This is a genomic window from Shewanella sp. SM20 (assembly GCF_025654545.1).
Classification (GTDB): Bacteria; Pseudomonadota; Gammaproteobacteria; order Enterobacterales; family Shewanellaceae; genus Shewanella; species Shewanella oncorhynchi.
The window spans coordinates 1-13,862 of sequence record NZ_JAKKRK010000045.1; the positions used below are offsets into that span (position 1 = coordinate 1).

The window sequence follows — 13,862 nt, forward strand, 5'->3', positions numbered from 1 at the left end:
ATTTCGACCTAACTCAGTCAAGGTCAGTGTCTTACATTCAATCAGTGCCTTAGAGGCCAGCATCAAGCTGTTTAATCGTTTTAGGTGAAGTTCTGGGCAGTATTGGTGTAAAGAATGTTGTAGGATATTGGCTTCGCGCATCTTGTTGTCCAAGTGTAGTTTTTGGCGAAACCATTTGATCATGCAACAAGATGCGCTTCCACCCTAATTTGATGATTTATTTGTAAATCATCAGGGGATTCTTCAGCACTGCAGTGCCGTGACCTGATTCACCAGAAAAAGGAGTTGGGTCAACTGAACCCGTGATCAAATTGTAAGATCCTCCCTTAACAGTATTGTTCACTAAATCGGGATGAGAAATTTCCAAGCCATCATCCACAACGGCAACGGTGATGCCTTGACCCATAACTTGCTTTGAAATTGCTTCACTAACATTCATGTCTTCGCCAGCGATACCACGATTCAATGCAAAAGAATTCTGGCCTGTGTTTTTCAAATGCCATTGATAAGCATATAAGGGATCGCCATTTTTGATATGAATTGTTAATGTACCCTCAGCTTGATACTGACCGTCAGATACTTTAAATCTGACAACATCAGTGCCTTCACTGGCATTGGAAGCATAAGTAAATTCACCGGTACTTTTATTAACTAAAGTCAAAGTACCTAGTTTTAAATCAGTTGGATCAACTAAAGAGTAAGTCAAACCGCCTTCGGCATCTGTCGCATCTAATTTGCCAGTAAATAATAGAGACTGCGACACATCAATGGTCATATCAGCAGTTGTTGGTGCTGTGTTGATCTTAGCGACTGGCTCTGGAGCCTTTTTGTCACTTCCACAACCTGCCAATAAGGCGGCCGTGATGCTTAATGCAACAATGGACATACGCATAGATAGACATTCCTTCTTGTCATTACATCTTATAATTTAATATTGGATAGCTAGAATTCACTCGCCTTTATCCGCATTAAATACTGTTATTTTAATTATTATTGAACCACCAAAAACCAACATTAGCATTTAATGGTGATACATCTTTTAACACACAAGTAATCAAAATGAAAACAAAAATAAACAGAAAAGTAGATTTAATGTGAGCTAAGCATCCATGCACAAAAATAGCAACAGCCTTAACCTCTCATTTGCAAATGAGATAAATACCTACAAAATCAAAAAATTAAGTAAAACCAATAAATATTTAAGTAAATAAAAGCTATTTGGTAGAATGTTTAAAATTTAAAATAAATTGTTACATCTTTACGAAAGATGCATATTTTACAGCATGAAACACCTATTAATGTGAGAAATAAATACGCTAAAGCAAGTATGAAAAAACATACTTAGTCTAAATGCCGAACAGCAATATTATTAAAAAACTATTCTTATGGCGGGTTGAAAAGAGAGAATACATATAAGAATCACTAACCATACTCAGAAGACTAGAATCCATCAACTTGATCTTACTGACTCATATTTAACTTTATAACCCAAGGCATAAGGTTAATCTCGAAAAGTAATAGGCTATTGCGGAAATAAACTATTATCTTTGGCGCTAATGAGTTAATTGTCATTTCGTGCAAGCATAAAAAAACCCTCAATATTGAGGGTCTTTATAAAATACTATATACGAGTTTTCACGAACATTAAACCTTAGCTAAGGTGCGCTCTTTAGCGCTCCAATCTAAGTGGTATTTCTCGCCAGCAGGCGTATCGATACGCTCAAAGGTATGGGAACCGAAAAAGTCACGCTGACCTTGGAGTAAGTTCGCTGGTAATGTTTCGCAGCGGTAACTGTCGTAATATGCCAGTGCTGAGCTAATACACGGCGCTGGAATACCTTGCATTACCGCAGTCGCTACCGCAGTACGCCATAGGCCTTGCTTTTCAGACAAGGCAGACGCAAAACTGTCCGCCATCAACAGATTGCTAAGATCAGATTTGTCTTCATAGGCTTGAGTGATTGATTGCAAGAAAGTCGCGCGAATAATACAACCCGCACGCCAAATTTTTGCAATTTCAGCAAAGTCTAACTGCCATTTTTGTTCATGAGCCGTCATCGCCATCAACTGGAAGCCTTGGGCGTAACAACAGACTTTTGCACAATATAACGCGCTTTCAAGGGCTTCAATCAACAGTGCTTTTTGTGCGTCATCGATAACAGGTGCATTTGGCCCAGCCAATTTCTGGCTGAGTTGTAGACGTAAGGATTTTTGGGTACTTACGGCGCGCGCATACACAGCTTCAGCAATCGTCGGCGCGGGACAGCCAATTTGTAAACTGCTCACGGCCGTCCACAAACCCGTGCCTTTTTGGCCCGCTTTATCTAAGATCATTTCCACCAGCGGTTTACCCGTTAATGGATCGGCTTGTTTTAAGACTTCGGCACTGATCCCCATCAAATAGCTGTTTAAACTACCTTTGTTCCAGCGTTCAAACACATCGCCCACTTCTGCAGCGCTCATGCCTAAACCGTCATGCAGCATTTGATAGGCTTCGCAAATCAACTGCATGTCAGCGTATTCAATACCGTTATGCACCATCTTCACATAATGGCCAGCACCCGCGGGGCCAATATAAGTCGTGCATGGCTCGCCTTCTGTCACGGGATTACCCGGCTCAAAGCGTTCGATAGGTAGCCCAGTTTTGGCATCAACCTTAGCGGCAATCGCTTTCCAAATAGGTGCCACGTGATGCCATGCATCGATATCGCCGCTTGGCATAAGTGAGGGTCCAAAACGCGCACCGACTTCGCCGCCCGAAACTGCAGAGCTGAAAAATACAAACTGACCTTTGTAGCGCGCTTCACGCTCAACAGTGTCAGTCCATAGGCTGTTACCAGTGTCGATAACAATATCGTCGGACTCAATTCCTGCAGAAATCAAGGCACTACAGACACCATCGACGGGGGCACCAGCAGGAACAGAAAGCACAAGAATACGGGGTTTTGTGAGACTGGCTAACATTTCGGTAAGATTAGCACAGCCAAGAATGCGAGATTCGAGTCCAGCACGTTCCTGTTTTTCTTGCTGTATAACACCATTAACTTTAACAGGATCGAGGTCAAACGCGCTGACGTGATATTGGTTATCTGCGATGTTTAGCGCAAGGTTTTTACCCATAACACCAAGGCCAATTACGCCGATATCATTAAGATTGCTGTGGTTTTGCATTATATTATTCCCACGGGTCACAGAGGTTAGAGCTAACCAATTTTGAGGGGTAATTATACCGATCTTTGTAACTTAATTACCAGAGACATACGATTGGCAATTTCGATTGTGCCGAAAGTACCAATCGTTTAGGTCTCATTTTATCTAGGGCGTGTTGACGTTTCAGGGTTGTTTTTGCAGCGAGTTGGCTGGCTTTTATGCAAGGCAAAGCCCGTGCAGTGTAGTTATTCTACATAAACGGGCGATAACGCAGCAGAAACGCCAGCCAAACGCTGCCCGAAGGGTTCGTCTGGCAAGCTCTTGCTCTTTGTCACTCGTCATTTGAGTAGAATAACTACACGTCACTCCTCGTTTCGTGATCACGAGCTTGCCAGAGCGAACAAAATTTAATCTCGAAACGTCAACACGCACTAATAGAACCGTCAATTAATGGGCAAGTTTAAGCCCTAAAACACCCAGTAATATCAATATCAAACTGGCAATTTTAAGTAAGCTAACGCCTTCTCCTAACAGGATAATTCCCGCAATCGCCGTACCCATAGCACCAATGCCGACCCACACGCCGTAAGCCGTACCGATAGGTAGCTGCTTAACCGCGAGTCCTAGTAGCAACACACTCACTGCCATCGACGCTACTGTAAAGATACTTGGCCACAAACGCGTAAAACCGTCGGTATATTTAAGCCCTATAGCCCAACCAATTTCAAATAAACCCGCAAGAACTAATAAGAACCAACTCATAGTGAACTCCCATAAAGGGGTCGTCCCCATGTTAGATTAGGCGTATTTAGGGTCGTCCCTAAGCCATTTGATTACAGTAAAACTGTAGGTGATGATTGTGCGTGATAGCTGTACGTGATGAGCCTGCAAGACTAGCAAATTTGAGGTGAAAATTTCAATCTTTGATTTTGCCGAAATAAGAAATGCCATGCGCAAAAAGCGATAGTAAGCTTGGTCAGTTTACTATCGCCTTGATATTTCAACTCTCTATAAGACCTTTACACTCTTTCTATAAAAACCTTTACGATCTATTTCTTACACTAAGGCATCGGCATAACCCATGCGAGTGAGCGCGGTACGCACTAACTCTAAGGTCTGTGGATCTTCTATGGTCGCTGGCGCAGTATATTGCTGATTATCGGCAATTTTTCGCATAGTACCGCGTAAAATTTTACCCGAGCGCGTTTTAGGTAATTTTTGAATCGCACTCACTAACCTAAAGGAAGCGACGGGACCAATTTCTTGGCGTACCAGGGTTATTAACTGTTTATGCAGCTCTTCATCACTGATCGTCACGCCTTTCTTGAGTACCACTAATCCGAGGGGAACTTGGCCCTTAAGCGCATCATCTACCCCAATTACCGCGGCTTCGGCCACATCAGGGTGTTGACATAACACTTCTTCGAAGCGTCCCGTCGATAACCTGTGCCCCGCTACATTTATGATGTCATCGATACGACTCATAATGTAGAGATAGCCGTCTTCATCGGTATAACCCGCATCGCCAGTTAAGTAGTAACCCGGATACATAGACAAGTAACTATCTTGATAGCGTTGATCATTTTGCCACAGTGTCGTTAAGGTTCCCGGCGGTAGAGGCAATTTAATCACTACATTTCCCGAAGTATTGGCCGCAACTTGCTCACCTAATTCGTCCAGTACTTCAACCGCATAACCTGGCACGGGTAGAGCAGGCGATCCCGGCTTAATGGTGACAGGCGCCGTGCCCATCAAATTTGCGGCAACTGGCCAGCCCGTTTCGGTTTGCCACCAGTGATCAATAACAGGTTTAGCGAGTTTAGTGTGTGCCCAAACTAAGGTATCGGGATCGCAACGTTCCCCCGCCAAAAAAACATTTTTAAGACAATTTAAATCAACACCTTGTAGATATTCACCGTCAGGATCTTCACGCTTAATTGCGCGAATGGCCGTCGGCGCGGTGAAGAAACTTTTGACCTTATATTTGGCAATCGTGCGCCAAAATGCGCCGGGATCTGGCGTTCCCACAGGTTTGCCTTCATACATTAAGGTTGTAGCGCCCACCAGCAGCGGTCCGTACACTATGTAAGAATGACCCACAACCCAGCCCACATCGGACGCAGCCCAAAACACATCACCCGCTTGAATATCGTAAATATGCTGCATCGACCAAGCCAGAGCCACGGCATGGCCACCATTATCGCGTACCACACCTTTAGGCTGACCCGTGGTGCCTGAGGTATAAAGCACATACAAGGGATCGGTAGCCTTGAGGGCGACACAATCGGCCTTAGGTGCAGTTGCTAATGCGGCTTGCCAATCTAAGTCACGACCCTCAAGTAAATCGGCCTGATACTGGCTACGATTCAAAATTAGGCAGTGATCAACCTGATGCACTGACTGCGCTAACGCTTTATCTAACAGAGGTTTATAAGGAATGACACCTGAGGGTTCGATACCGCAAGATGCCGACAAGACCAATTTAGGCTTAGCATCATTGATCCGAGTCGCGAGTTCATTGGCGGCAAAGCCACCAAAAACCACAGAATGAATCGCACCTATGCGGGCACAGGCCAGCATAGCGAAGGCGGTTTCCGGCACCATAGGCATATAAATCACCACACGGTCGCCCTTCCCTATACCAATAGATTGCATAAAGCCCGCGAGTCGGCTCACTTGAGCCTGTAGCTCCCCGTAGCTAATGCCGTATTCAGTGTCTGTCACTGGGCTCACATATTGGATAGCCACTTGGTCACCGCGTCCAGCCAACACATGGCGGTCAACGGCGTTATAACAAGTGTTCATCTCACCATCGGCGAACCAGTGATAAAACGGCGCCTGCGATTCATCGAGTACCGTTTGCGCCGGCTTAATCCAATCGAGCGTCTTCGCCGCTTCTCCCCAGAATTCGGCTTTATTAAGCAAGGATGCTTGGTGCAACGCTTGATGTTTTTGTTGGTTCTGTTTTTGATTTGTGGCTTGCGCTACAGATGCATTTTGCTGTTCGGTCAACATATGTCCTCCAATCAGGACTGCGACTCACATCGTCAGCCGCAATAACTACCCCTTCCTGCTTCTATTATTAGCAAGGAGGTCTAAAGCCCACTATTAGACGTTAGCCTATAACCAGAAGATATTTGTGGTTTTATGTGAGAACACTAATTTAAAGCATACGTTTTAATCTCGCTGCACAGGCTTATGGCAATTGGGATTGACACTTTTTTGCCAACAGAATAAAAGCCAAAATCTTTACCTTTACGTAAACTTCATATATCTTGCTTAAAACTGATTATTTAGGGTGCATGAATGAGCGCAACGAACACACCACAAACGACTTACTCGATCAGTGATCTCTCAAAAGAGTTTGATATCACTACTCGTAGTATTCGTTTTTACGAAGACCAAGGTTTGCTTAAACCTAAACGCCGCGGCCAAACCCGTATTTATAGCCTCAAAGACAGGGTGCGTCTCAAGCTCATTCTTCGCGGCAAACGCTTGGGCTTTTCTTTGGCAGAAACCCGTCGCTTGTTCGAATTATACGATGCCGACAAGAGCAGCACCTCACAGCTCAATACCATGCTGGCGCTAGTGGAAGAAAAAAAGTCCGCACTACAACAGCAAATGGACGACATCAAAGTCGTATTGATGGAACTCAATTCCGCCGAGCAGCAGTGCCGTTTAGCCTTAGAAGATAACAAAACGGCAAAAGCCTAAATCCCCGTTGACACAAAATCAAATCAATTTGATAGCGATAACGACTACGGATTTAAGTACAAGATTTAAAAGACTCAAGCACCTAAAAATCATAAAAACTATAACAATCTGAAATTAGAACATCTGAAAGGACACAAGCAATGAACTCTCTCTACACAAGTCTGAATTTTGGCCTAGGCGAAGACGTCGATATGCTGCGCGATGCAGTGCAGGATTTTGCCGCGAATGAAATCGCCCCAATTGCCGCGAAAGTGGATCACGACAATGCCTTTCCCAATGAACTTTGGCCTGTGCTTGGAGGAATGGGACTGCTCGGAGTAACGGTACCCGAAGAGTTCGGCGGCGCAAACATGGGCTACCTAGCCCACGTCGTTGCAATGGAAGAAATCTCCCGCGCATCCGCTTCTATCGGCCTAAGTTACGGCGCCCACTCAAACCTGTGTGTCAATCAAATCAACCGTAACGGTAATGCAGCGCAAAAAGCCAAGTACCTGCCAAAACTGGTGAGCGGTGAGCATATTGGCGCGCTGGCCATGAGTGAGCCAAACGCAGGTTCTGACGTGGTTTCGATGAAGCTACATGCCCGTAAAGAAGGCGACCGATTCATCTTAAACGGCAACAAAATGTGGATCACTAACGGTCCAGATGCACACACCTATGTCATTTACGCGAAAACCGACTTAACCAAAGGCGCACACGGTATTACCGCCTTTATCGTTGAACGTGATTCGAAAGGTTTTAGCCAAGCGCAAAAGCTCGACAAACTCGGCATGCGCGGCTCTAACACCTGCGAACTAGTGTTTGAAGATGTAGAAGTACCAGAAGAAAACATTTTAGGCGGCCTCAATAACGGCGTAAAAGTGCTGATGAGCGGCCTCGATTACGAGCGTGTCGTACTGTCTGGCGGTCCGCTGGGGATCATGAATGCCTGTATGGACATCGTTGTGCCTTACATCCACGAGCGTGAGCAATTTGGCAAATCCATCGGTGAATTCCAACTAGTGCAAGGCAAGTTAGCCGACATGTACACAGGCATGAATGCCGCCAAATCCTATGTCTATAACGTGGCAAAATCCTGCGATCGCGGTGAAACCACCCGTAAAGATGCCGCAGGCGCCATTCTTTATAGCGCAGAACTCGCCACCAAAATGGCACTGGATGCAATTCAACTGCTAGGCGGCAATGGCTATGTCAACGAATATGCCGCGGGCCGCTTACTGCGTGATGCCAAGCTGTATGAAATCGGCGCCGGCACCTCAGAAATTCGCCGCATGCTGATTGGCCGCGAACTGTTCAATGAGTCGAAATAACGCGAGTTTAAATAATCTCTCACAAGTGAATGGGTTGCACCTCACTGTAACTTACAGTTTGCGCCACCCATTCGAGCAAGATGATACCGAGTTTCCGCTTTATAAGGACAATCAAAGTGACGCAATTAAGCAGTCGTATCAACGCCCGTAGCGATGAATTTAAAGCAAAATCCAACGATATGGCCGCCCTAGTGGCCGATCTCAAAACTAAACTCAATAAAATCGAACTCGGTGGCGGCCCTGTGGCGCTAGAGCGCCATTTATCCCGCGGTAAATTGCTGCCACGTCAACGTGTTGAAAAGCTGCTTGATGCAGGCTCACCCTTTTTAGAGCTATCGCAATTTGCGGCGTTTGAAGTTTATGACGAAGAAGTGCCCGCAGCGGGCATTATCGCTGGTATCGGCCGAGTGAGTGGTGTTGAGTGCATGATCATCGCCAACGACGCTACAGTTAAAGGCGGCACTTACTACCCGATTACCGTTAAAAAACACCTTCGCGCCCAAGATATTGCCAGCCGTTGTCACTTGCCTTGTATCTATTTAGTCGACTCAGGCGGCGCTAACCTGCCCCGCCAAGATGAAGTCTTCCCCGACCGCGACCATTTCGGCCGCATCTTTTACAATCAAGCGCAAATGTCCGCTAAAGGCATACCGCAAATTGCAGTGGTGATGGGCTTATGTACTGCAGGCGGCGCCTATGTGCCGGCCATGGCGGATGAATCGATTATCGTAAAAGATCAAGGCACTATCTTCTTAGCCGGCCCACCATTAGTCAAAGCGGCCACAGGTGAAGAAGTCAGCGCCGAAGAGTTAGGCGGCGCCGAAGTGCACACCAAAATCTCTGGTGTTGCCGATCATTTAGCCCAAAACGATGAGCACGCATTGGAGCTTGCCCGCCGCGCGGTATCACGCCTGAATCATCAAAAAGAAATCAAATCACTCTTAAGTCCTGTCAAACCACCGAAGTTCGACATTAGCGAACTGTACGGCATTGTCGGCACCGACTTGAAAAAGCCCTTTGATGTAAAGGAAGTGATCGCCCGTATCGTCGATGATTCTGATTTTGATGAGTTTAAAGCCAACTATGGCGCAACCTTAGTATGCGGTTTTGCCCGTATTCACGGCTACCCAGTCGGCATTGTCGCCAACAACGGCATTCTGTTCTCAGAGTCGGCGCAAAAAGGCGCGCACTTTATTGAACTGTGCTGCCAGCGCAAAATTCCGCTGCTGTTCCTGCAAAATATCACCGGCTTTATGGTGGGTAAAAAGTACGAACACGAAGGCATAGCCAAACACGGCGCTAAGATGGTGACTGCGGTTTCTTGCGCCAATGTACCTAAATTCACTGTGATTATTGGCGGCAGCTACGGCGCGGGTAACTACGGCATGTGTGGCCGCGCGTTCGAACCGACCATGATGTGGATGTGGCCTAACGCCCGTATTTCTGTGATGGGCGGCGAGCAAGCCGCAGGCGTTCTCGCCACAGTGCGCCGCGACGGTTTAGCCCGTAAAGGTGAAGATTGGTCGGCTGAGGATGAAAAAGCCTTTAAAGCGCCGATTGTCGCCCAGTACGATAAAGAAGGTCATCCGTATCATGCCAGCGCCCGTTTATGGGATGACGGCATTATTGACCCAGCGCAAACCCGCGATGTGGTCGGCCTTGCCCTATCGGCAGCATTAAATGCTCCTATCGAAGACACCCGCTTTGGTGTGTTCCGTATGTAAAAGGCACATGTGAAAAACATATGTCACACAAGAAGATAGGAAAATAATAATGACAGACACATTAAACAGCGCTAGCGGCAAAAAGGATTTAAGCAACTTACAGCACGTGAGCCATGCGCTCAATCACGGCGTTGCCGAGCTTATTTTAGATCGCAGCGATGTGCACAATGCCTTCGATGAAGTGATGATTAGCGAGATGATTGCTGTGCTTAGCTATTTTGCTGAGCACAAGCAATGCCAAGTGCTGGTACTCAAAGCGAACGGCAAAAACTTCAGCGCTGGTGCCGATCTCAATTGGATGCGCAAACAAGCCAAAATGGACTTTGAGCAAAACCTAAATGATGCCAAAGCATTAGCAAAACTGATGCAGGATCTTGATACCTTTCCTAAGCCCACCATTGCACTAGTGCAAGGTGCAGCCTTTGGCGGCGCACTGGGGCTGATTTGCGCCTGCGATATCGCTATCGCCACGACGCGCACCAGCTTTTGCTTAAGCGAAGTGAAACTCGGATTAATTCCAGCAGTAATTAGCCCTTACGTTGCCCGTGCTATGGGTAATCGTGCATCGCGCCGCTACATGCTGACCGCCGAGCGTTTTAGTGCAGAAACCGCATTAAAGCTTAACGTCATTCATGAGATCAGCGATGACTTAGACGCCGCTGCAAAGCCGATGATTGACGCGTTGCGAGCCAATAGTCCCCAAGGCATGGCATGGGTAAAAACGCTGCTGTCGCATCTTGAAGACGGCGTGATAGACCAAAACACCATTGATTACACTAGCGAGCGTATCGCCCGCATTCGGGTATCGACCGAGGGCCAAGAGGGCTTAAACGCCTTTTTTGAGAAACGTCAGCCTAACTGGCAACAAGCGCACTCAATGCCCTCCAAGCCCATGCAAAAGCCAAGTGATACCCAAGGAGCCCTTTGATGTTGACCAAGCACATGTTTACCAAACTATTGATTGCTAACCGCGGTGAAATCGCCTGTCGCATCATCAAAACGGCCCATGCCATGGGTGTTCGCACCGTTGCCCTATATTCCGATGCCGATAAAGAAGCGCGCCATGTCGCCATGGCCGACGAATCTTTCTATTTAGGCGGCAGTGCGCCGGCAGACTCCTATTTAAAGGGCGATTTGATTATCGACATAGCCAAAAAAGCGGGCGCACAAGCGATTCACCCAGGCTATGGTTTCTTGTCTGAAAATGCCGACTTTGCCCGTAAATGTGAAGCCGCAGGCATCGCCTTTGTTGGCCCAGGCAGTGATGCTATCGATGCCATGGGCAGCAAAAGCGCCGCTAAATCTATTATGACGGCGGCAAACGTGCCCTTAGTGCCGGGTTATCACGGCGATGACCAAACCGATGCGACCTTAAAAGCGGAGGCACTGAAAATCGGCTTCCCTATGCTGATTAAAGCGGCTTATGGCGGCGGCGGTAAAGGCATGCGTATCGTCGAGAATGAAGGCGAAATCATGGAAGCCGTTAACTCGGCGCGCCGTGAAGCGGCCTCTTCTTTTGGTAACGATAAGTTATTGATGGAGCGTTATTTACGCCAGCCGCGCCACGTCGAAGTGCAAGTGTTTGCCGACACCTTTGGCAACGCGATTTATTTATCGGATCGCGATTGTTCGATTCAACGTCGCCACCAAAAAGTGGTCGAAGAAGCACCTGCGCCCGGTTTAAGCGATGCACTGCGTGCCCAAATGGGTGAAGCAGCCGTCGCGGCAGCCAAAGCTATCGATTATGTTGGCGCGGGGACTGTAGAGTTTCTGCTCGACACAGACAATAGCTTCTATTTTATGGAGATGAACACCCGTCTGCAGGTTGAGCATCCAGTGACTGAGATGGTCACAGGCCAAGATTTAGTGAAATGGCAATTGATGGTCGCCAGTGGTCAGCCACTGCCCCTTAAGCAAGATGAAGTACGTATTCACGGCCACTCCTTTGAAGTGCGTATTTATGCCGAAGATCCACAGAATGAGTTTTTACCTGCCAGCGGTAAGCTCAACTTTTTGCGCGAACCCGAGCAAAGCAAATACGTGCGTATCGATTCGGGCATTCGTGAAAACGATGTGATCAGTAACTTCTACGATCCTATGATTGCCAAGCTTATCGTCTGGGATGAATCGCGCCCGCGCGCCCTGCAACGTTTAGTGCATGCCTTAGAGTCGTATCAAATCAGCGGTCTTAAGCACAACATTGAGTTTTTAGCGAACATTGCCGAACACCCAGCGTTTGCCAATGCCGACTTTAGCACTGACTTTATTGGCCGTTATGGCGATACCCTGATTGGCACAGCTTCGAGCGAAGCTGACACAGCGCTTGCCTTTGCCGCGCTGTATCAAGTGCTTGCCCGTAAAGAAGCCGCCAAAGCGCAAGCTGTCAACAGCGCCGATCCTTACTCGCCTTGGGGTCAAGTGAGCGGCTTTAGACTCAACAGTTGCAGTCAGCACAATATTGCCCTGCTCGATGATGCCCATGAATTGCAGCAGTTAGTGATGCTCGATTTAGGCGGCATGTATCAGCTACCGCTGCACGGTCAAGATTGGTTACTAAATGGCGAGCTGAAACAAGATTTACTGCTCGCCGAAATCAACGGCCATAAGAGTAAAGTGCCCGTTAGTGCCCAAGGTGATGACTTTACGCTGTTTTTATCCTCTGGCAGTTACCACTTTAAAGCAGTGCAAACACTCGTGGTCGAAGAACAAGCCAGCAATGCTGACAAGTTAAAAGCGCCCATGAACGGCACGGTAGTGACCCATTTAGTCGATATCGGCACACAAGTTAAAGCGGGCCAAGGTTTGCTGGTGATGGAAGCCATGAAGATGGAATACACCATAGAAGCACCCTTTGATGGCATAGTCAGTGAATTCTACTTTAAGGCGGGCGAGCTGGTGACCGATGGCGCAACCTTGCTTAACGTTGAGCCGCTGGAGACAGACGAGCCAACCGCGATCAAGGAAGCCTAAGATGTCGTTAGCCAATCTAAGCCTAGCAGCGAACGCCAAAGACACGGTTAGCATTTTCGAGATGGGCGCACGAGATGGACTTCAAAACGAAGTCACCGTGCCGACGGCAGCTAAAATCGCCTTGATTGAATCGCTGGCAGGTGCGGGGCTTAAGCGCATCGAAGCAGGCAGCTTTGTGTCACCTAAATGGGTGCCACAAATGGCCGATTCTGCCGATGTGCTCAAACAAATACATCGTCAAAGCGACGTGGTGTATAGCGCGCTCACACCCAACGTCAAAGGCTTTGAACTGGCACTGGATGCAAAAGCGAGTGAGGTGGCAATATTTGGCGCCGCCTCACAAAGCTTTAGTCAGCGCAATATAAACTGCTCGATAGAAGAGTCGATTGAACGCTTTATCCCTTTGATGGAATTAGCAAAAAAACACAATATCCCAGTGCGTGGCTATGTGTCCTGTGTGCTCGGCTGCCCCTACGAAGGTGAGATAGCGGTCAGTGAAGTGGCCCGTGTGTCTGAAATCCTTTACAAAATGGGCTGTTACGAAATATCGCTTGGCGACACTATCGGTGTAGGCACGCCGCAAAAAGCCCGTAGAATGCTGCAAACCGTTGCTGAACATGTGCCTATGGACAAACTGGCGCTACACTTTCACGACACCTATGGCCAAGCACTCGCTAACATTTTGGCCTGCTTAGACTTAGGTGTGCGGGTGTTTGACTCCTCGGTTGCAGGTCTTGGCGGCTGCCCCTATGCCAAAGGCGCGTCGGGCAATCTTGCCACCGAAGACTTAGTGTATATGCTGCACGGCATGGGATTCGAAACGGGTATCGATTTACAAAAACTCGCGTTAGCAGGACAAGCTATCAGCACGCAGTTGAATCGCAACAACGGCTCGAAAGTGGCCACGGCCCTGTTAGCAAAATAGAACAACAATAATTAACGACAACAACCGTTATTGAAAACGCGCGTTTTATACAGCATAAAAGGACATCAC

Annotated in this window: 9 protein-coding genes and 2 pseudogenes; 6 read left to right on the forward strand and 5 right to left on the reverse strand. The window is 47.4% G+C overall.

Translation table 11 applies throughout. The features are described from left to right. The 5 genes and pseudogenes from L5M18_RS17070 to L5M18_RS17090 form a co-directional block, all read right to left on the reverse strand. Window positions 1–141, reverse strand: a pseudogene (locus L5M18_RS17070) (IS4 family transposase); the annotation flags it as partial. Window positions 142–247: 106 nt separating this feature from the next. Beyond that, a pseudogene (locus tag L5M18_RS17075) lies at window positions 248–892 on the reverse strand (Ig-like domain-containing protein); the annotation flags it as partial. 752 nt (window positions 893–1,644) lie between these two features. Beyond that, window positions 1,645–3,171 carry an NADP-dependent phosphogluconate dehydrogenase gene (gene gndA / locus L5M18_RS17080; protein WP_173243955.1) on the reverse strand — a complete coding sequence of 509 codons (1,527 nt, stop codon included), beginning with the start codon at window positions 3,169–3,171 and terminating at the stop codon, window positions 1,645–1,647. 426 nt (window positions 3,172–3,597) lie between these two features. Continuing rightward, window positions 3,598–3,912, reverse strand: coding sequence for a quaternary ammonium compound efflux SMR transporter SugE (sugE, locus tag L5M18_RS17085; protein WP_028761104.1), 315 nt, complete (start codon window positions 3,910–3,912; stop codon window positions 3,598–3,600). A 294-nt stretch (window positions 3,913–4,206) separates the two neighbouring features. Then, complete coding sequence (locus tag L5M18_RS17090; protein WP_105252052.1) at window positions 4,207–6,165, reverse strand: propionyl-CoA synthetase; 1,959 nt, start codon at window positions 6,163–6,165, stop codon at window positions 4,207–4,209. Between the two features lie 291 nt (window positions 6,166–6,456). Here L5M18_RS17090 and L5M18_RS17095 point away from each other — a divergent pair, with 291 nt between their 5' ends. The 6 genes from L5M18_RS17095 to L5M18_RS17120 all read left to right on the forward strand — a co-directional run bounded on the left by L5M18_RS17095 (window position 6,457) and on the right by L5M18_RS17120 (window position 13,793). After that, entirely contained in the window at window positions 6,457–6,864 is a 408-nt protein-coding gene (locus L5M18_RS17095; protein ID WP_006082318.1) for a MerR family transcriptional regulator, read from the forward strand. 140 nt (window positions 6,865–7,004) lie between these two features. Further along, window positions 7,005–8,174 (forward strand): isovaleryl-CoA dehydrogenase, encoded by a 1,170-nt coding sequence (locus L5M18_RS17100; RefSeq protein ID WP_263197906.1) that lies wholly within the window; start codon window positions 7,005–7,007, stop codon window positions 8,172–8,174. Between the two features lie 116 nt (window positions 8,175–8,290). Continuing rightward, window positions 8,291–9,898 (forward strand): carboxyl transferase domain-containing protein, encoded by a 1,608-nt coding sequence (locus tag L5M18_RS17105; protein WP_263197907.1) that lies wholly within the window; start codon window positions 8,291–8,293, stop codon window positions 9,896–9,898. Between the two features lie 49 nt (window positions 9,899–9,947). After that, window positions 9,948–10,826 carry an enoyl-CoA hydratase-related protein gene (locus tag L5M18_RS17110; RefSeq protein ID WP_263197908.1) on the forward strand — a complete coding sequence of 293 codons (879 nt, stop codon included), beginning with the start codon at window positions 9,948–9,950 and terminating at the stop codon, window positions 10,824–10,826. Further along, complete coding sequence (locus L5M18_RS17115; RefSeq protein ID WP_263197910.1) at window positions 10,826–12,868, forward strand: acetyl/propionyl/methylcrotonyl-CoA carboxylase subunit alpha; 2,043 nt, start codon at window positions 10,826–10,828, stop codon at window positions 12,866–12,868. Before L5M18_RS17110 ends, L5M18_RS17115 begins: the two co-directional genes overlap by 1 nt. Window position 12,869: 1 nt before the next feature. After that, the gene (locus L5M18_RS17120) at window positions 12,870–13,793 is read left to right on the forward strand and encodes a hydroxymethylglutaryl-CoA lyase (protein WP_263197911.1); all 924 of its coding nucleotides are present in this window, start codon (window positions 12,870–12,872) and stop codon (window positions 13,791–13,793) included. Window positions 13,794–13,862: the final 69 nt, after the last annotated feature.